At 56.5% G+C, this 19,227-nt stretch carries 21 protein-coding genes and 1 tRNA gene; all 22 read left to right on the top strand.

The genetic code is table 11. The features are described from left to right. Nucleotides 1–84: 84 nt before the first annotated feature. The 22 genes from KY494_RS15680 to KY494_RS15575 all read left to right on the top strand — a co-directional run bounded on the left by KY494_RS15680 (nucleotide 85) and on the right by KY494_RS15575 (nucleotide 19,015). On the top strand, nucleotides 85–1,875 hold the full coding sequence (locus KY494_RS15680; RefSeq protein WP_219887458.1) for a tetratricopeptide repeat protein: 1,791 nt from the start codon (nucleotides 85–87) through the stop codon (nucleotides 1,873–1,875). Between the two features lie 62 nt (nucleotides 1,876–1,937). Then, a complete protein-coding gene (locus KY494_RS15675) occupies nucleotides 1,938–2,588 on the top strand; it encodes an outer membrane lipoprotein LolB (RefSeq protein ID WP_219136125.1) in 651 nt (216 codons plus the stop codon). Continuing rightward, the gene (gene ispE, locus KY494_RS15670; protein WP_219887457.1) at nucleotides 2,585–3,469 is read left to right on the top strand and encodes a 4-(cytidine 5'-diphospho)-2-C-methyl-D-erythritol kinase; all 885 of its coding nucleotides are present in this window, start codon (nucleotides 2,585–2,587) and stop codon (nucleotides 3,467–3,469) included. Before KY494_RS15675 ends, ispE begins: the two co-directional genes overlap by 4 nt. A 78-nt stretch (nucleotides 3,470–3,547) precedes the next feature. Continuing rightward, nucleotides 3,548–3,624 (top strand) — tRNA-Gln (locus tag KY494_RS15665). A gap of 150 nt (nucleotides 3,625–3,774) precedes the next feature. Next, nucleotides 3,775–4,725, top strand: a complete 951-nt coding sequence (locus KY494_RS15660) for a ribose-phosphate pyrophosphokinase (RefSeq protein ID WP_034753270.1) — start codon at nucleotides 3,775–3,777, stop codon at nucleotides 4,723–4,725. A 171-nt stretch (nucleotides 4,726–4,896) separates the two neighbouring features. Then, nucleotides 4,897–5,508: a 50S ribosomal protein L25/general stress protein Ctc gene (locus KY494_RS15655; RefSeq protein WP_219136127.1), complete on the top strand. Its 612-nt coding sequence runs from the start codon at nucleotides 4,897–4,899 to the stop codon at nucleotides 5,506–5,508. Between the two features lie 115 nt (nucleotides 5,509–5,623). Continuing rightward, a complete protein-coding gene (gene pth / locus KY494_RS15650) occupies nucleotides 5,624–6,208 on the top strand; it encodes an aminoacyl-tRNA hydrolase (protein ID WP_071079737.1) in 585 nt (194 codons plus the stop codon). Between the two features lie 215 nt (nucleotides 6,209–6,423). Next, on the top strand, nucleotides 6,424–7,515 hold the full coding sequence (gene ychF / locus KY494_RS15645) for a redox-regulated ATPase YchF (protein ID WP_219136128.1): 1,092 nt from the start codon (nucleotides 6,424–6,426) through the stop codon (nucleotides 7,513–7,515). A 225-nt stretch (nucleotides 7,516–7,740) separates the two neighbouring features. Further along, a complete protein-coding gene (locus KY494_RS15640) occupies nucleotides 7,741–8,910 on the top strand; it encodes an integrase arm-type DNA-binding domain-containing protein (RefSeq protein WP_219887456.1) in 1,170 nt (389 codons plus the stop codon). Next, complete coding sequence (locus KY494_RS15635) at nucleotides 8,907–9,731, top strand: hypothetical protein (protein WP_219887455.1); 825 nt, start codon at nucleotides 8,907–8,909, stop codon at nucleotides 9,729–9,731. Before KY494_RS15640 ends, KY494_RS15635 begins: the two co-directional genes overlap by 4 nt. 123 nt (nucleotides 9,732–9,854) lie before the next feature. Beyond that, on the top strand, nucleotides 9,855–10,034 hold the full coding sequence (locus KY494_RS30165) for an AlpA family transcriptional regulator (protein ID WP_086145739.1): 180 nt from the start codon (nucleotides 9,855–9,857) through the stop codon (nucleotides 10,032–10,034). Next, nucleotides 10,031–10,534 carry a hypothetical protein gene (locus KY494_RS15625; RefSeq protein ID WP_219887454.1) on the top strand — a complete coding sequence of 168 codons (504 nt, stop codon included), beginning with the start codon at nucleotides 10,031–10,033 and terminating at the stop codon, nucleotides 10,532–10,534. Before KY494_RS30165 ends, KY494_RS15625 begins: the two co-directional genes overlap by 4 nt. Beyond that, on the top strand, nucleotides 10,531–10,818 hold the full coding sequence (locus tag KY494_RS15620) for a hypothetical protein (protein ID WP_219887453.1): 288 nt from the start codon (nucleotides 10,531–10,533) through the stop codon (nucleotides 10,816–10,818). Before KY494_RS15625 ends, KY494_RS15620 begins: the two co-directional genes overlap by 4 nt. Next, nucleotides 10,818–12,626 (top strand): replication endonuclease, encoded by a 1,809-nt coding sequence (locus KY494_RS15615; protein WP_219887452.1) that lies wholly within the window; start codon nucleotides 10,818–10,820, stop codon nucleotides 12,624–12,626. Before KY494_RS15620 ends, KY494_RS15615 begins: the two co-directional genes overlap by 1 nt. Nucleotides 12,627–12,732: 106 nt before the next feature. Beyond that, entirely contained in the window at nucleotides 12,733–13,071 is a 339-nt protein-coding gene (locus tag KY494_RS15610; protein WP_258194266.1) for a single-stranded DNA-binding protein, read from the top strand. A gap of 34 nt (nucleotides 13,072–13,105) precedes the next feature. After that, nucleotides 13,106–13,468, top strand: coding sequence for a hypothetical protein (locus KY494_RS15605; RefSeq protein WP_219887451.1), 363 nt, complete (start codon nucleotides 13,106–13,108; stop codon nucleotides 13,466–13,468). 474 nt (nucleotides 13,469–13,942) lie between these two features. Then, nucleotides 13,943–14,161: a major coat protein gene (locus KY494_RS15600; RefSeq protein ID WP_219887450.1), complete on the top strand. Its 219-nt coding sequence runs from the start codon at nucleotides 13,943–13,945 to the stop codon at nucleotides 14,159–14,161. A gap of 56 nt (nucleotides 14,162–14,217) precedes the next feature. Next, nucleotides 14,218–15,756, top strand: a complete 1,539-nt coding sequence (locus KY494_RS15595; protein ID WP_219887449.1) for a hypothetical protein — start codon at nucleotides 14,218–14,220, stop codon at nucleotides 15,754–15,756. 2 nt (nucleotides 15,757–15,758) lie between these two features. Further along, complete coding sequence (locus KY494_RS15590; RefSeq protein ID WP_219887448.1) at nucleotides 15,759–16,169, top strand: hypothetical protein; 411 nt, start codon at nucleotides 15,759–15,761, stop codon at nucleotides 16,167–16,169. Between the two features lie 12 nt (nucleotides 16,170–16,181). Then, nucleotides 16,182–16,484 (top strand): hypothetical protein, encoded by a 303-nt coding sequence (locus tag KY494_RS15585; protein ID WP_219887447.1) that lies wholly within the window; start codon nucleotides 16,182–16,184, stop codon nucleotides 16,482–16,484. Between the two features lie 90 nt (nucleotides 16,485–16,574). Beyond that, complete coding sequence (locus KY494_RS15580) at nucleotides 16,575–17,729, top strand: zonular occludens toxin domain-containing protein (protein WP_219887446.1); 1,155 nt, start codon at nucleotides 16,575–16,577, stop codon at nucleotides 17,727–17,729. Next, on the top strand, nucleotides 17,726–19,015 hold the full coding sequence (locus KY494_RS15575; protein ID WP_219887445.1) for a type II secretion system protein GspD: 1,290 nt from the start codon (nucleotides 17,726–17,728) through the stop codon (nucleotides 19,013–19,015). The genes KY494_RS15580 and KY494_RS15575 overlap by 4 nt, the downstream gene beginning before the upstream one ends. Nucleotides 19,016–19,227: the final 212 nt, after the last annotated feature.

Here is a 19,227-nt window from a genome sequence, read left to right as displayed (position 1 = left end):
GTATATATTTCGTTACATACGTGAAGTACGCGATAGCCGCGTTGGGCGTAGAATCAAACTTTGCCGTTTAGCCAGGATCAGCCTTTGAAAAACGCTTTCGCCATTGTAACCTTGTCCGCCCTGATGGCCACGCATGCCATGGCACAGACGCCTGTCGCCCCCGCCGATGCCGCGGCCGGCCCCTCTGCGGCCGCGCCCGTCGCGCCGCAGGAGCCGGACGCCACCTCCAAGGAGGGGGCCGGCGGCGACGAGCTGCCGAAGGTCGAACTGAGCAGCGACTTGCTGTACAAGCTGACCAAGGCCGAGATGGAATTCAAGAGCGGCCAGTGGCAAGGGCCGTACGTGACGATGATGGTGGCGGCGCAGCAGACGCGCGACCCGCGCCTGGCGCGCCGCGCTTCCGAAATGGCGCTGGCCGCCAAGCAGGGTAGCGAAGCGCTGGCGGCCATCCGCCTGTGGCGCGAGCTGGCGCCTGACTCGGACGAGGCGACGCAGTTCTTCCTCGGCTTTGTCGTGTTGACGGACAAGATCGAAGAAGCGGAACCGATTTTCGCCGAACGCCTGGCCAATGCGCCGGCGGGGGCGCGCGGCGTGGCCCTGTTCCAGATGCAGCAGATTTTGTCGCGCTCGAATGACAAGCTGTATGCCTATTCGATGGTGACGCGCCTGGTGCAGCCTTACCTGGACATGTTCGAAGCGCACCTGGTGCTGGCGCAGGGCGCCCTGTCGATCGGCGAGCGTGAGCGCGCCATCGGCGAAGCGAACAAGGCGCTGGCCATCAAGCCAAACTCCGAGCTGGCCGTGCTGACCCTGGCGCAGGTGACGGGCGAGCCCGAGGCGGCGGGCAAGGTGCTGGCCGCTTTCCTGCAAAAGAATCCGGACGCCGTCGAAGTGCGCGGCGCGTATGCGCGCCTGCTGGTCGAACAAAAACAGCTGGAGCCGGCGCGCGACCAGTTCCTGCTGCTGCTGAAAAGCGCGCCCGATAACGTGGGCGCCCTGTATGCGCTCGGCATCGTGGCGCTGCAGCTGGAAGACACCAAGGGCGCGGAGCAGTACTTCAAGCGCTTCCTGGCCGTGCTCGAAAAATCCCCTGGCGACACGCGCGATCCGTTCAAGGCCCTGATGATTTTGTCGCAGATCGCCGAGACGCGCGGCGACACGGCCGGCGCCATCGCCTGGCTGGACAAGGTTGATAATAGTGCCTCGACCGGCTATGTCGAGGCGCGCTTGCGCCGCGCCCAGCTGATCGCCCGTGGCGGCAATCTCGATGCAGCCCGCAAGGCGCTGACGGAAATCGAAACGGACGATCCGGCAAGCCAGGCGCAGGTGCTGCTGGTCGACGCGCAATTCCTGCGCGACGCCGGCTATGTGCAAAGCGCCTACACGGTGCTGGAAAACGCCTTGCTGCGCTTCCCCGACAATCCGGAACTGCTGTATGACTACGCCTTGCTGGCCGAGCGCCTGGATAAACTCGATCTGATGGAGGCCAGCCTGCGCCGCGTGATGGCGCTGGCGCCCGACAACCAGCATGCGTACAACGCCCTGGGCTACTCGCTGGCCGAGCGCGGTATCCGCCTGCCGGAAGCCCATGCGCTGATCGAAAAAGCCTTGCAGATGGCACCGGGCGATCCGTTCATCATGGACAGCATGGGCTGGGTGCAGTTCCGCATGGGCAACTTGGCTGCCGCGGAAAACGCCTTGCGCCGCGCCTATGCCGTGCGCAGCGATCCGGAAATCGCCGTCCACCTGGGCGAAGTGCTGTGGCAGAAGGGCGACAAGGATGAAGCGCAAAAACTGTGGCGCGATGCGCGAAGCAAGGACCCGAAAAACGATGCGCTGAAAAGCACCCTGGCGCGCTTGAATGTCAGTCTGTGATTGAATCGATTAACTCCACTATAAAAAAACCAGCGCCATGGCGCTGGTTTTTCCTTTTGCCCATGTCTAAACATCTCCTGCCCCTGACTGTCCTGTGCCTGTCCCTCTCGGCCTGCTCGACCTTGAGTTCCCCATTCTCGTCCGGCACCGCGCCATCCGCTCAAACCGTCGCTCCGTACCGCGAACAGGTGGAGCTGACGGGCCGCTTGAACGTGGTGTACCAGAAGGATGACAAGCCCGAATCGGCGACCGTCAATTTCAACTGGCAGCAGACGGCGCAGCGCACGGACGTGACCCTGTATTCGCCCGTCGGCAGCACGCTGGCGACGATTGCCGTCACGCCGCGGCAGGCCGTGTTGACGCAAAGCGGCAAGGCGCCGCGCAGCGCGCCCGATGTCGATACCCTGAGCGCGCAGATGCTGGGCTGGTCCTTGCCCGTGTCGGGCTTGCGCGACTGGCTGCAAGGCTATGCCGTGGGCGCCGATGGCAAGCGCTTTGTCGCTTCGCCCGCCAACGACAGCGTGACCACCAAGGACGGCTGGCGTTTGCGCTATGTGTCGTGGCAAGAAGTAGGGCAAAATGCGGGCGAAAATGTACCGGGCGCCTTGCCCCAACCGCGGCGTATCGATGCCGAACGCAATGCCAGCGCGCAGGCCGATGCCGTCTCGCTGCGCATCGTGCTCGATCCCGCCCCTTCCGCACCTGCACCATGACACTGACGACCCTGAACAATTGCCCGGCACCGGCCAAGCTGAACTTATTTCTACACGTCAACGGCCGCCGCGCCGATGGCTACCATCTGCTGCAGACGGTGTTCCAGTTGCTCGACCATGGCGACACCTTGCACTTCGCGCTGCGCGACGACACGGCGATTGTCCGCGTGACGGAACTGGCCGGCGTGCCGCAGGAGCAGGACCTGATCATCCGCGCCGCGACATTGCTGCAGGCGGAGGTGCTGCGCCGCAAGGGCGCCTTGCCGCGCGGCGTCGATATCGCCATCGACAAGGTGCTGCCCATGGGCGGCGGGCTGGGGGGCGGCTCGTCCGACGCGGCCACGGCGCTGATGGCGCTGAACCGTTTGTGGCAAGCGGGCTTGACGCGCGAGGAATTGATGGCGCTGGGCTTGCCGCTGGGCGCCGATATCCCGTTTTTCATCTTTGGCGAGAATGCCTTTGCCGAAGGCGTGGGCGAGGCCTTGCAGCCTGTCGCCACGCCAGAATGCTGGTATGTGGTGATCGAGCCGGGCGTGCAAGTGCCCACCGCCGCAATTTTTTGCGCGGAAGGCTTGACGAGAAATACCGAACCCGTCACAATAGCGGACTTTTCCAGGTACCTCGCAGAAGGAAACGATGCGGGCGGGTTTGGTAAGAATGATTTACAGCAAGTAGCATGCAGTCTTTTCAAGCCGGTAGCAGATGCGGTAGAATGGCTGGGTGCTTACGGTGAGGCCAGGATGACTGGTTCCGGTGCTTGTGTGTTTAGTGCGTTTGGCAGTCAGGAAGAAGCGGATGCGGTGCTCAGCAATGTGCCACCAGTCTGGGTCGCCTGGAAGGCAAAAGCGCTGACGCGCCATCCGATGCTCACCAGGTTGTAGAGAGCAAAAAAAGATTTTGCTTAGCGTCAAATAGTCGGTATGATACTGGCCAACATGACGGAAAGCAGTCAGTAACGTAGGGGAATCGCCAAGCTGGTTAAGGCACTGGATTTTGATTCCAGCATGCGAAGGTTCGAATCCTTCTTCCCCTGCCACCATTTCACCGTAGTCTGTCGATGCGAAGTTAGCGTCCAGTGCGGGAAAAAGCAGATATGTCGCCACGCGGCATATTCTAAACAATGACTGACCGGGCCTATGCCCGGTTAGTGCTTTTCAAGACTTCTTTATCACCTCTTGGGACTCCCATGGCTTACGAAAACCTGATGGTTTTTACCGGCAACGCGAATCCAGCGTTGGCAGAGGGGGTCGCAAAAAACCTCGGCATTCCTCTCGGTAAAGCAAACGTTTCGAAATTCTCCGACGGCGAAGTAATGGTCGAGATTAACGAAAACGTGCGCGGCAAGGATGTTTTTGTTTTGCAATCCACCTGTGCTCCAACCAACGACAGCCTGATGGAAATCATGCTGATGGTTGATGCCTTGAAACGTGCTTCCGCTGGCCGCATCACCGCCGCGATTCCTTACTTCGGCTACGCCCGCCAAGACCGTCGTCCCCGCTCCGCGCGTGTGGCGATTTCGGCCAAGGTAGTGGCGAACATGCTGGAAGAAGCCGGTGTCGAGCGCGTCCTGATCATGGACTTGCACGCTGACCAGATTCAAGGTTTCTTCGATATCCCAGTCGACAATATTTACGCTTCGCCAATTTTGCTGGGTGACCTGCAAAAGAAAAACTACCAGGATCTGCTGGTGGTGTCGCCGGACGTCGGCGGTGTGGTACGTGCGCGCGCCCTGGCAAAACGCCTGGGCTGCGACCTGGCCATCATCGACAAGCGCCGTCCAAAAGCGAACGTGTCCGAAGTGATGAACATCATCGGTGAAGTCGAAGGCCGCAACTGCGTGATCATGGATGACATGGTCGACACGGCAGGCACCCTGACCAAGGCTGCCGAAGTGCTCAAAGAGCGCGGCGCGAAAAAAGTCGTGGCGTATTGCACGCACGCGGTGCTGTCGGGCCCGGCGATCGACCGTATTTCGGCTTCGCCACTCGATGAGCTGGTCGTGACCGATACGATCCCCCTGTCCGAAGCGGCCCTGGCCTGCGGCAAGATCCGTCAATTGACGTGCGCGCCGCTGCTGGCCGAGACGTTCAAACGCATCATCAAGGGTGACTCCGTCATCTCGCTGTTCATCGATTAATTCGATACAGTCGATAGAAACAGACGAAATGCCTGCGGCGCGACCGGCTTTTTGCCTGTTGCGCCGCAGTGTTTTAGTTTTCGGGGTGCATCTGCACCCATTTCCGAAGATTCCTGGTCGCGGGAATCTTCATAACACAAGGCGCAAGCCTTGTTCTTCTTGGAGTTTCACATGAAAGTTATCGCATTTAAACGCGAATTGCAAGGTTCCGGAGCGAGCCGCCGCCTGCGCATTTCCGGCCAAACCCCTGGTATCGTCTACGGTGGCGCTGAAGCCCCGGTGCTGATCTCGCTGGATCACAACGCCCTGTACCACGCGTTGAAAAAAGAAGTGTTCCACTCGTCGATCCTGGATCTGGAAATCGACGGCGTTTCCCAGCAAGTTCTGTTGCGCGACTTCCAAGTCCACGCATACAAACAACTGGTTCTGCACGCTGACTTCCAGCGCGTTGACTCGAAGCAAGCTATCCACGTGAAAGTTGCTCTGCACTTCACGAACGCTGACGTTTCGCCAGCAGTCAAACTGCACGGCGCGACCATCAGCCACGTAGCCAACGAAATCGAAGTTTCGTGCCTGCCAGGCCAACTGCCAGAATTCATCAACGTTGACCTGTCGAACATCGACGTCGGTCACTCGCTGCACATCGGCGACCTGGTCCTGCCAGCTGGCGTGACCGCTGTCACCCACGGCGCCAACCTGACCATCGCTACCGCTTCGGTACCGGCTGGCCACGTTGCTGCTGAAGCTGAAGCCGCTGCTGTTGTTGAAGCCGACAAGAAGTAATTTTGCCGCCGCAGCAATGCGGTAGTCGCAAGGAAAAACCCGCCAGGTTCGCCGCGCGGGTTTTTTTCTGCCTGTTTTCACCGATAATGTTTTCTTTTTCATTGCAGACACAGCCATGCCCATACGCCTGATCGTCGGTCTCGGCAACCCGGGACCCGAATACGAACAAACGCGCCACAATGCCGGTTTCTGGCTGGTGGACAATCTTGCCAACAGCTTGCCCGGCACGCGCTTGCAGCGCGATTCGCGCTATAACGCCATGCTGGCAAAAACGTCGATCGCCGGCAAGGAAGTCTGGCTGCTCGAACCGCTGACCTTCATGAACCGCTCGGGCCAGTCCGTGGGCGCGCTGGCGCGCTTTTTCAAGATCGCCGCCGATGAAGTGCTGGTCGTGCACGACGAGCTCGACTTGATGCCCGGCATTGCGCGCCTGAAGAAAGGTGGCTCGGCCGGTGGCCACAATGGCTTGAAAGACATTACGGCCGCGCTGGGCACGCAGGATTACTGGCGCTTGCGCCTGGGCATCGGTCACCCGCGCACCCTGAGCCTGCAGCAGCAGGTGGCCGACTTCGTGCTGCACCGGCCGCGCCGCGAAGACCAGGAACTGATCGAGCAAGCCATCGAGAAATCCTTGCAGGTCATGCCGCAGATCGTCGAAGGCAAGTTCGAGGCGGCGACCATGAAGCTGCATACGGCTTGAGAACAGGGCCTGATGGCGTCACGATACGGCTGTTTTGGCGTCATTTGCCCATCATCGGGCTTTTGAAGCGCGCCTGTCAGGGGTACAATTGACCCCTTGAAATGCAGCACACGCACCATTCCCGGAAAACGGCGAGCGATAGCTCCGTTTTCCCTAACAGCACGGCAAGCACGCCGATAGACGGCGCCATGTGCTTTGATTATTAAAGGTTTTCCATGAGTCTCCAATGCGGTATCGTCGGCTTGCCGAACGTCGGCAAGTCCACCCTGTTCAATGCACTGACGAAAGCCGGCATCCCGGCTGAAAACTATCCGTTCTGCACCATCGAGCCGAACGTCGGCGTCGTCGAAGTGCCGGATCCACGCATGGATGCGCTGGCCGCCATCGTCAAGCCGGAACGCACGGTCAACGCCATCGTGGAATTCGTCGACATCGCCGGCCTGGTGGCTGGCGCATCGAAGGGCGAGGGCCTGGGCAACCAGTTCTTGTCGCACATCCGCGAAACGGACGCTATCGTCAACGTCGTTCGCTGTTTTGAAGATGACAACGTCATCCACGTGGCCGGCAAGATCAGCCCGCTCGACGATATCGAAGTCATCCAGACCGAACTGGCGCTGGCCGACATGGGCACCGTGGAAAAAGCGATTCATCGCGAAAACAAGAAAGCCCGCTCGGGCGACAAGGACGCGGCCAAGCTGCTGGCCATCATGGAACGCATGATGCCTTACCTGAATGACGCCAAGCCGGTGCGCGCGATGGGTCTGGACGCCGACGAAATGGAACTGATCAAGCCCTTGTGCCTGATCACGGCCAAACCGGCCATGTTCGTCGCCAACGTCTCCGACACGGGCTTTACCAACAACCCGCTGCTGGACCAGCTGACCACCTACGCGCAATCGCAAAACGCGCCCATCGTCGCCATCTGCGCATCGATGGAAGCGGAAATCGCCGATCTGGATGCCGCCGACAAGGGCGCTTTCCTGGCTGACATGGGTCTGGAAGAGCCCGGCCTGGACCGCCTGATCCGCAGCGCCTACAAGCTGCTGGGCCTGCAAACCTACTTCACGGCGGGCGTGAAGGAAGTGCGCGCCTGGACCATCCATGTGGGCGACACGGCACCGCAAGCGGCCGGCGTGATCCACACCGACTTCGAACGCGGCTTCATCCGCGCGCAAACCATCGCCTATGACGACTTCATCGCCTACAAGGGCGAAGCCGGCGCCAAGGAAGCGGGCAAGATGCGCGCCGAAGGCAAGGAATACGTGGTCAAGGATGGCGACGTGCTGAACTTCCTGTTCAACGTCTAAATTGGGAGTGTTGTTTCATGGCATTTCATTGTGTTTCATGATGCCGAAAAATTCTTGAATTTTTCCTATGAGAGCCGCGAAATTCGCGGCTTTCTCGTTTCTGATTGTTTCACAATATTTCTTGAGTATTCATGAAAATTGCGGGTACATGGGTGGGTACAATTGCTTGGCATTGCGGGTGTTGGTGGGTACAATCCGGTAACTCATCAATTGCCCGGAGACAAGATGTTGACTGACGCACGCTGCCGAAGCGCCAAACCGATGGAAAAGCTCTACCGGCTGAACGATTACAAGGGCTTGTATCTTGAAATCAAGCCGACTGGCGTGAAGGCATGGCGCTATCGTTTTAAGCTCGGAGGTAAGGAATCGCTTTTTGCGCTTGGCGACTACCCCAGCGTTGGCCTCGCCGATGCCCGCGAAAAATGCGAAGACGCGCGTAAGTTGGTAAGGCTGGGAGTCAGTCCTGTTCAAAATCGACAGTTTGAAAAAATTAGGCGTGAGATGGATTCCGCTAATACTTTCGAGGCCGTTGCAAAAGAATGGTTAGCGTTGAAAGATTGGGAGGATGTGACCAAGACGCGACGGTTGGACATGCTTCAGAGGGTAGTCTTCCCGTCAATTGGGAAGTTGCCCGTGCGACAAATTACATCCGCTCATGTGCTCGATATTCTCATGAAGACTGTTAAGCGCGGAGCGCCGTCCGTTGCCGCCGAAGCCAAGCGAACGATGTCGTCGGTGTTCGAACTTGCGGTTGCGACGCTGCGCGCCGATACCGACCCGGTGTGGGCGGTGCGTAAATCGTTGCCGCCCAATAAAACCCAGCACAAGCGGGCTTTGTCAGTTGAGGAAATTGGCAAGCTGCTTGTTGATTTTGACGGCCACGGAGGTAACTTCCAGACGATCAATGCATTTCGATTGATGTGGTTGACGCTTACGCGACCTAATGAATCGGTTAAGGCAGAGTGGTCTGAGTTCGATATCGAAAATGCGCTTTGGAAAATTCCAGCGCAGAGGATGAAGGCACGTCGAGAGCACGTGCTACCGTTGCCGACGCAGGCGCTTGACTTGCTGAAGGCTATGAGGCCCGTAACGGGGAATACGAAATTCGTTTTCCCAAATCGAGATGACCGTGCGCGCCCGATGGCCGATGCGGCTTTGCGGCAAGCTTTGAAAAAGCTGGGATGGGCGACCAAATATAGTCCGCATGGGACGCGAACAACTGGCTCTACTCGATTGAATGAAATTGGCTTTCGCCATGATGTTATAGAGGCTCAGCTTGCACATGCGGAGCCAAACGCTGTCCGTCGCGCATACAACCATGCCACCTACCTTGAGGAGAGGCGTGTCATGATGCAAAAATGGGCCGACCTTCTGGATGAGTGGAGAAAACAATGACGAGTTCAATGTCTTTTGGTGGCGAGATAGGTGTTCAGGAAAACGATGTTCTGAGGCGTTTTGTCGAGTTTGTCGAAACAGTTCGTGAGTCGCGCAGGAATCGTGGGGAGTCGGTGATTCTGGGCGCGCAAGTGTTTATCGGGAAGTTGCTTGATCTGCGTCGCTTATATGCTGCCCAGCGCGACCGGGAGTGCAAGATCGATGCGGCTCGAGATCGTATTGTGCTCATTCGGAAGTTGTCGGTGGCGCTTCTTGATGCAATTCATGGGCTTGATGATTTTGAATCGAGTGTCCTGTTTGAATCGCGTGCTTCTTCTGATGTAGTCGAGTGTACTAGGTGGTTGGCAGGGGCAGCTACATCGCTATCTGGCGGTCATTCTATAGGGCGTAAAGGGGATGTGGTGGTTCGCAATCTGGCATCGGAATTCGTGATCATGTGTATTGAGCACGATTGGCTGCCTATTCGCGTCGCCAATTCTGCCGTGACCGAAGCGGCCACTTCGGATCATTGTCGGTGTCTTGCGATGGTGCTTGATGCGTGTGGCCTGTTGGACCAAGTAGCGAGTTCGAAGGACCGGGCTGATCTGTTGCGTACCAAGGCAAGTTCAGCATTACGAAGCTTAAGAAAGGGATTTGACTACGTGGCGGCCCAAAGCGAGGCACAGCGCGAATTCGGCGAATCTTTTCTATACAAAGCGCAGTTCGATGGAAAGACGTTCGTTTCCGTCGTGGATGAAAGCGTTTTTGATACCTGGCTCGACGATGACGTTGATATCGATTCACTTCCAAACTTCATTCCCCCTGGTGCACCAGCCGTCTAGCACGGATACAACTCCCCGTCACGGGCATTAAATGGCCGCTCTAGGTCAGTATTTATTGCCCGTGCTTTCTATCTTTCCCTCTGCCAACATTCTCCCCGGTTTCATTGTCTTTCGGGGAGCGCCATGCGCATTCGTTCATATTCAGATGTTCTAGAAATTCTCGGCATAAGTCGTGTGACGTTGTGGCGTTGGCTGCGTGACGACGGCTCAAATTTCCCACGGCCAGTTTGTTTGGGTAAGCGCAAGCTGGGTTTTGTCCAGAGCGAACTTGATGCGTGGATAGCCGGGAATCGTCGTTCATGAATCAAACTTCCGTTGTGAAAAATTCTTGTGGCCATGGCTCTCCTTGCGCGCATCCAGTATTTACGTATCGGATTTTCAGCGGTGTAACCATGCTTTCGCAAGGTGCTTTCAACGACTTTTTACTTTGCGTGTTGACCGCTCAGCAGATCAAAAATGAATCCCTTTCGAAACTTTGGGGAAGTGTTTTGCGTGTTGAGGTTATTTATCCTCATGGCGCACGTGTCCCATCTGCGGACCTTTTCGCGGCTGAAGCCGCCCTCGCTGCACCTGCGCCTGGAACTGAGTTTGGTTGTCCGATTCGGAAAAATATAGGACAACTTGTCGAGTCTCGTCGCGGTTCAGCCTCGCCGAGTTTCATGGTTATTGACACTCCTAGTACGGCGTCACGGCAAAGCTCGAACGTGCACGCGGTAGCGGGTGCGGGCGAATTTTGCCGTGTGTCCGCTAAAGGCGGACCTGCTCCTCAGAATACTTTAAATTCACAGGAATCTGCGGCATGAAGCGCTCCGTACAAATGAACGATTTAAACCCGGCGATTCGTGCTGTCGATGCAGAAGCTGTTCGTGCCATTTTTTGGTCGCGTGCGTCAATCTCTGCCCGTATTGTTGCCATTAGAGCGGCAGATTTCCCCATAGAGCGCGCCAATAGCGGTCTAATGTCCTTTGATACGGCCGAGCGAGATATCGTTTGGAACGCGCTTCAGAATTTGCTGTGCGAGCTTACTGCTATACAAAAATGCATGTGCGGTGGGCATGCCTCCAACCTGGCAAGCAAGGTACATTGATGCTGGACATGGGGATTCCATCGCGCATGGCGAACGCCGTGCATCGTCTGTTCGGAGGATTGAACTGCCGCCGTGGCGAAGTGATCGATGCAATTCTAGCCGACGACCAGCGCCTGCCGCTGGCCGATAGTAACGGCATGATGACCGGCCCGGGCGCTATCTCGGTAGCCGCACTGCAGGCCGCGCGCGAGTGCTACGAGGTGTGCTCAAGTCTGCACGATGAGCACGCCATCAAGGCGCAAATCGACGCGATATGCAGTCGTCGCGGCGTCAAGTCGCCAGTGGCTGCAACGATACGCGGCTATATCTCGCGCGCCGCAGATCATGCATGGTGGCGCCGCGCACTGCGCAAGGAATTGATGCGCCGCTTCGAACATACGTCTATTCAGCTGGGCCTGACCTACGTGCGAGCGGATCCGTATGTGAGCCGCGAAACGTGCCTGGCCCAAGCGGCGCAGAACGAGGCAAACCAGAAAGCGCTGGCGGCCGTGACGGCCACCAATGAAAACGGCGACGTCTACAGCCTGGCCGAACTGGCCGAACTGGGTATGGGCAATAAAACGCTTCGCCGCGGCGAATTGATGCTGCGCATTCGCGGCTTTGAAGAGGTAGCCGACAAGATGCGCCACGTAGGCATGTTCTGGACCATAACATGCCCCAGCAAATACCACTCGGTGGGCGGTACGAACGCAAAGTACACGGAATTCGGCAGTCCGACGCCGCGCGCGGCACAGGCGTATCTGGTCAAGGTATGGTCCGCCATCCGTTCCGCGCTGCATCGTCGCGGTATCCAGCCCTACGGCTTCCGCATCGCTGAGCCGCACACGGACGGGTGCCCGCACTGGCACATGCTGCTGTTCGTCGCGCCTGAACACCAGGCCGAGATGGAAGGCGTGATAAATGCCTACGCCATGCGCCAGGATGGCGACGAGCCAGGCGCCATCAAAAACCGCGTCAAGCTGGTACGGATCGAGGCGGGGAAAGGCACGGCGGCGGGCTACATCATCAAGTACGTCTGCAAGAGCATTGACGGCGCAGGCGTGGGCGATCACAAGGCATTCGAGGATGGCCGCACTTACGTCATCGTGCCCGATAAGTTCGACAAAAAGGAATTCACGGCATCTCAGCGCGTCACCTATTGGGCGCAGGTACACGGCATTCGCCAGTTCCAGCAGATCGGTGGCGTGCCGGTGGGCGTATGGCGCGAGTTCCGCCGCCTGTCGGAGGAGTCGGTGCGCAATGCTCCGGAACCTATCCGCGAGGCGTACCAGGCCGCGCAGAAAGTCGAGTCCGAAAATCCCGCCATCGCCCAGCGCGCCGACTTCGCCCGTTTCATATGGGCTATGGGCGGCCCCACGTGTGGCCGCAACACGACGATCAGGCTGGCGACAAGGGAGGAGGACGTTGAGGGGCGATATGAGCAGGTGGAGGCACACAGGCCGGTAGGCGTGTATCTTGCGGCGCAGCCGCATGCGGTCTACGAATCCACCCGCTACCGCTGGACGATAGACCGGGCCGGGGTGGCCCTTGCCGTTCCTCGGACTAGTGTAAATAAGTATACGCAGTCCGCAGAAGCGAAGCCAGCGACTCAGCCAAAAAATAAGATTGTCTCTTCGCCCTTCGATGCTGGACGAATTTCTGATCGTAATCACGTTCGATGTGCAGAGGTGGACCACATCGCTGTCTACCTGCGGCATCGGAAACGTGCCCCAGGTGCCCCGAGCGTGCATTTGGAATACCTACGCGAAAAATATAGGGACCGCCATGAGGTACCCGTCACAAGCTTGCGCACGCCATCAGTGCATTAAAAATAGCTTCAAAGGTTTAGCAAGCGATTGTGTTTTGTACCGGCGCGCAATCGTGAGAAGTAGCACGCAAGCCGGAAATTATGCAGATAGTTTAGGGGAATAAAAAATGGCGGAATCGAACGTAATGATGAAGATGGACGACAAGAAGGGCCATCAGGCAAGCAAGGCAATGCAGGTGATGGTGAGCGGTCGTATCGAGGGTTCCAAAACCTATGAAGGAAAACGCTACACACAGGTGATCACGCCTGCGGCCGATGTCTATTCGCGGCCGCAGATGGTTGAAATTCGTAGCAAAGCTCGTCTGGGCGATAAGGGCGAGGAAATCTCAGTTCCGTGTGTGTTGGGTGGTTTCCAGCGCAAGCCGTATGAAACGAAGGATAAGCAAACCGGTGAGGTTGTGAAGGTAGTGCCAGTTGAGCATACGCTCGATCTCATCGAAGAGTAGCCGACGCTATTAGATACATGAAAAGAGGAGGTATTTGAATGGACGCAATGACGCCGGAATTTGTTTTGGCTATTGCTGTTGTCGTCATCTTCTCCCTGGGCTGGATTGCCGGGGGGCAGCGGTGACGATCAGCACTCTCGAAATTGAAGCCTTGCAGCGCTTCATTGGTATTCAGACGGCTTGGTCATGGTTTTTTGGCCTCCTTGTTGCAATATTTTTTGATTTTGGGAAATGGCTATTTCGTCGTGTACACACGCATTTTCGCCCAATGCAAGAGAGGAAATTGGAGCAGGAAATGCGGCAGAAGAAAGTTAATTCGGTGACGCCGGGATTTGTCTTTTGGATTGCTGCACTTGTCATCTTGTTCCCGCTGTGGATCACAGGAAGGCTGTCATGACGATGATTAACTACGAAATTGAGATGTTCCAAAATTTCGTTCTGTCCCAGATCGCCGCGTCTTGGTTTGCTGGTTTCCTTGGTGTGATCACTTACAAATTCTATTGGTTGCTGGAATGCTATGAGTCCAAATTTAAATCTGAAATACGGCGAGAGGAGGTTGACGAGTGAAAATTCTTCTTGAATCCATTTGGCCGATTCTGCTATTGACCGCGCTTTTCGTTGGCGGGGTGTATCTCTTCAAGTACATCGTCCACCGCTGGTTCGACCACAAATGAGCGTCTACCAAATCGTTGGCTACTGCCTTACCGCCTTCGGCCTCGGCTATGCAGGTGGGGCTATTCGGCGCATTGCACGTCAGGCAATAGAGTCGCTTGATTAACTCTATTCACTTGTCGCATTAAATATTTTGTAGTACTCCCCGGCGTTGCCAAACCGGGGTTTCATTAACGGCTCTCCTGAAAGAGATTTTTACATGAACGCAAATATCAAAAAAGGCCTGGTAGCTGTCGCTGCTTTCGCTGCTTCCGCCACCTCGTTCGCTCAAGCCGCCGATCCTGGCGTCGATGCAATCACCGCGCTGTCGGCTCAGGCTACTACCTACATCACTGCCGCGTTCGCGGTCGCTGTGTTGGTTGCTGGTGGCTTCTGGGGCATCAAGATGATGAAAAAGGCATTCAGTAAAGCCGGTTAAACGGTCTCGCTCCTATAGACCCTTTCGGCCAGCGTTTAGCGACTCTGGCCGTTTTTATGGCAAGTGCAAAAATGGCCTCGTTTAAAAAAATCCTCGCCGTCTCGTTCATATCGGCATCCCTAATTGTCGTGCCGATTCGGAGCGCCCGGGCCATCGTGCCGCTGATTATTCCTTGGCTGCTGGTTGGTTCCAATTTGCTCGTTACCGATCTGGTTGTCGGGCAGGTCGGCTTCCTTGCCGCACTGTTCTGGTGGGACTGTAATAAGTTTGCGCTTAGCGCGCCATGTACGACCAAGACGCCCATTCCCGCCGCTCAGTTGCCCAAGCCTGCCCTCACGGTTAACCTCCAACCAGATGCTAAGCGCGAGAATCCTAATCCTGCTAAGTTCAACGATCCTGCACCGGGTAAGCGCGATGTGACGCCTAAGCCGGTCATTGCGGCTTCCGGCAAAGGACCTCCAGCCAGTGCACAGGAAATTCCTGGCGTTCCTGTTGGGCCATCTGATATCGGGGTGCTGACGCAGGCAAATGTTGGAGTCGCTGGTACGGACGCCGGGGTACAGCGCTCTATATACAATGGCTCTTATTCCGCTGGCGGTGTTGTAACCGGGATTTTGGTTGTTCCTCAAAAACTACCCGCATCTCCATTAGCCATTCCCTTTGTTGCTCTGCATGCCACATGTGTGACTAAGGAGGATCAACAATATCCAGACTGTGTTGGTCCTATCCGGGATACGGAGAGTTATCTTTGGCGCTTAACAGGTGGCAAGTCTGCTACCACTCATGTTATTGAGTGCTGTACTGGCAATGTCTATCGTTATGTCAGCGTCGTTTATTTATTCGATCAAGCTACCAATGTGACTTTGGCTTGTGATCCTGGTTATGTGGATGGGGGGAAGGACGTCAACGGCAACTACCGGTGCAGTCTTACCGACGCTACCAAGGTTAAGAAGCCGTTGGACACCCCCTGCGAGATGCTGTTTGACCCGGCTACCAAGCAGATCATGACCGATCCCGCTAATCCGGGGTGTGCTGGTATGGAGTCCACTTCTAGCCTGAGCGTGCCAGGTTCTGATGGCAAGTCGAGCATCGACGTTAAGGCCAACGCTGGTAACGGATTTGATGTCTGCATTAACAAGGCGAATGGCGGCAAGACTTGTTTTGACACTGGCGTCTACGATCCAGGTACCGGAGGATACGTCATCGTACATACCACTGTCACGCCACCACCTGATCCGAACAACGGCTTGGGTTGCGGCGGACCCGGTCAGGGTGTTTGTGCGATGGTCGCTAACACTAACGCCGACATGCTGGAAAAGGACGCTGCCTCGCGCGCCAGTGTCGATCAGGCCAACGTGGGCTTAAAGGGGAAGATGGACAACATCGACCCGAATAAATTCCAGTGGTCGTTCATCCCACAGATTCCTACTACCGCCTGCGTCAATCCCTCCCTTCGTAACCCTGTTACCGGAGGCCCTGTCGAAATGGACATCTGTGGAGGCTTCAATAAATTCACGTTCCTTCTTAATGCCGTGCTGGCTATTGCCTGTGTGTATGGGTGTGTTAGGCAGGTACAGAACGCGATTAAGGCATGACCATGATCCGTTTTCTCATTTTTCTCGTCATTGCTCTGGCGACAATATCGGCATCGGGGCAAACCGTCGCCACTGCTTGCGGTGGTAGTTCGCAACCACGCTGTGAGGTGAATATGACCGCCGATAGTTCCATGATCTCTACCGAAAAGGCATACAAGGACAGTCGTACTTCCTGGGACGACTACTCGAAGTCGTTCATTAACACCAGCATGAGTTTCCGGTGGTCTTTTATTCCTAGCATCCCGACCGCCACCTGCGTTAACCCGAGGCTTGACAATCCGTCGGGCACCGCGTCGGTGGAAATGGATGTGTGTGGACCATTTAACGTGTTTATGACGTTCATCAACGGTGTTCTGGCGTTCTTCTGCCTACTTGGCTGTGTTCAACAAATTCGCGGCGCTCTGGCCGCATAAAAAGGAAGTCCCATGTTCCAGTCAATTTTAGCGTTTATCGGCTTTAACGCTACATCCAACATCGGCATGAAGGTGTGGGCCGTCACCACTCTCGCGCTTATGGTCAGCGTTCTGTGGGCCGCAGGACAGGGCTGTGCGCAGTACGTGTGCGGTCCCGCTATTCAGGCGATCAGCACGTCGCATCCTTCGTTTGCCGTAGGCCTATCGCTTGGGTTCAATCCGACCACTTACGGGCTGGCGAGTTGCTACATGTCCGTCTACACGGCATGCCAGCTCTACATCTACAAGAAACGCACTTTGGATAAATTGGTTTAATCATGACATTTCTCATATTTTTTTTGAGCGGCTTTGTTATTGGTTTTGTTTTCGGCTTGTTCTCGTCTAAGCGCTATTGGAGACCGTGACATGGCCGTCTACGCAATCACCGGAAAGCTCGGAAGCGGCAAGGGCAAGGGTGCGATGAAGTTGTTGCGCGACTACCTGCGCGCTGGCAAGCGCGTTGCGACAAACTGTGACGTGTTCATGGAACATATGATGCCGGGGCAGTCGAAGCAAACTGTTATTCGTGTGCCGGACAAACCCACGTCGGCGGACCTGTACGCCATCGGCTCAGGCAACCGCTTCATCGACTTCGAGCCTGTGCTCAAATACACTTCCAAGGGGTTTGAGTACACGCCGCCCGCGCCGCAGCTTCTCCCCGGTTTCGATGAGTCGCACAACGGAGCGCTGTTCCTCGACGAATGCGCGTCTTGGTTGAATACCCGGGACTTCCAAGCTGGCGGACGTAAGGAGCTGCTGGAATGGGCGATCCATGCACGTAAGTACGGATGGGACGTGTACTTCATCTGCCAGAACATCAGCCAGATTGACAAGCAGTTGCGAGACAGCTTGTTCGAGTACGTGGTGCGCATGAGCCGCCTCGACCGGATGAAAGTGCCGTTTGTTTCAGCCGCCTTCAAGCTGGTCACGGCTGGCTTCAGCGATGGCTCACTGCCCCGCATGCATATCGGCGTGGTGCGTCTTGGCTGCTCTCCGGAAGGCATCGTCGCCGACCGCTGGCACTTCCGAGGCGATGACCTGAACCGCGCCTATAACACCACACAAGTGTTCTCGGACAGCTATCCGCACGCTATCCACTGCTTGCTGCCTAGCTGGCACTTACAGTCCCGTACTGGCATCCGTCCTGGCTTCGTTGGCCCTGTACGTATTCCCCAGGACTACGAACTTCTCGCAGTCCGCCCGATTCCTCCCAAACCACCGCACAAGCACATGACCAAGTTTCTCGCAATCGCTCTAATATTTGGCCTCGTACTCGGGGGCGTAGGCTCTCATGTACTTGGACCGATGTTTTTCACCCCCTCTGCCGCCGTGGCCGATGCTGCCAAGCCGGTCAAGTTCTCCGAGACCGTTACCGGCAAAGGGTTTCTCACCAACTCCGGTTCGGTGAGCGTGGTTCTTTCCGATGGCCGTGTTATATCGCCGCTGCGCTTCAAGTCTGGTGTCAGCGGTTGGGAGGCCGAAATCGAGACAGGTCTGTGGGTCAGAGGAGGTGCGCAATGAGACGCTTCCTGTCTGCCCTGATCCTCGCCCCGGTCTTGGCGTTTGCCGCACCTGCTCCTGCTCCGGTTTCATTGAGCTTCGATGCCACGCCGCTGATGGCGTTCGGTGAAGCTATGTTTAAGGCGATCATGCACAGGGACTTCGTGGTATCCCCCGACGTTATCGGAATCGACAAACGAATTACGATCAAAGTAAAGAACATCGACGCCGCCGAGTTGCCACGCTTCGTTGAAGACCTGCTCCTGCGCGAAGGAATTGCGACGACGCTCAAGGGCGGTATCTACTACCTGTCGCTGAACCGTGAGAGCGGCCATCAGGATGTCATTGCGAGCCAGCCGCTACCTGCGCACTCGGCTAGTCAGGCATTGAGCTTCACTGGCCCGCAAATCGCGCCCATTGGCATCGATGGTCACGTGGTGCAAGATGCCGCAGGTTTTCAAACGCGGAAAGAGGACGAAGAATCGGAACTTTTTGCGCCCATTCACAGGACCAGCGAATTTGTGAGCGCAGTTGTCGCCGCTGGTTTCGGTGCTAAGGCGGCCACCGTCGCTGGCGAATTGGTGGTGCTTACTGGCTCTAAAGCAGCTGTTTCCAAGATGCTTTCGTTGTGCCGCAGTCTCGACACCCACGCCAAGATGGTCGACGTCTCGGCATCGTGGATTGAAGTCACTAACAGCAGCGGTTCTGGCCGTGGCATTTCATTGGCGGCTTCCTTTCTGGGGGCCAAGCTGGGAGCCTCGCTCGGTACAACTAATTCGGGTTCGGTCATCAGTCTGAAGAACACACGCTTTGAGCTGGTCATCGATGCGCTGAACAGCGATACCCGTTTCAAACAGGTTACGAACAGCCGTCTTGTTGGCTATGACAGGACCAAGCTTAAATTGACGGTGGGTGACAAGACGGCCACTGTCTCCAGTAGTGGCAACGACAATGCAGGCAATCGGGTTCAAAACATCGTGTATACGCCGTCCGGGGTCATCATTGACGCCTTGCCTCGCGTATTGGGGAACGGAGAAATTAGCCTGGACGTGGATGCGCAGATCAGTAGCTTTAAAGCAAATAGTAGCGGGCTTGTCGGGTCGCCGACACTCATCCTGCGCCAGTTGACCACCACCGTAGGTCTCAAAGACGGTGACGTAATGCTGTTGGGCGGATTGCAGGATACCCAGGCGTCGGAATCGAAATCTGGGTTGAGTTTCCTGCCTGCATCATGGTCCGCTGGATCGGACAGCAAGACTCAGACCGATCTAGTGCTCGTGGTATCTGCAAAGGTCTTAGAGGACTAAGGTAAATTGTATTGCGATTTGCGCCAGCTGCAACAGGCTGATGAACGAACGTTTCATCGCCGTATGTTGTTGCGATTCTGGGATTATCATGGGATCGTTGAACGGGGTAAAGGCTCAACTAAATGAGGATGGCAACTCGGCTCAATCACGACGCGCACTCGACTTCTGAGTGTTTATGCGTACATATTTTGGGCTTCGTCCGTCAGGAAACT

Origin of the sequence: Janthinobacterium sp. PAMC25594, from assembly GCF_019443505.1 — a bacterium.
In the GTDB taxonomy this organism is placed as follows: Bacteria; Pseudomonadota; Gammaproteobacteria; order Burkholderiales; family Burkholderiaceae_D; genus Janthinobacterium.
The sequence above is the reverse complement of the archived record's forward strand: the minus strand, read 5'-3'. Positions and strand labels throughout refer to the sequence as shown.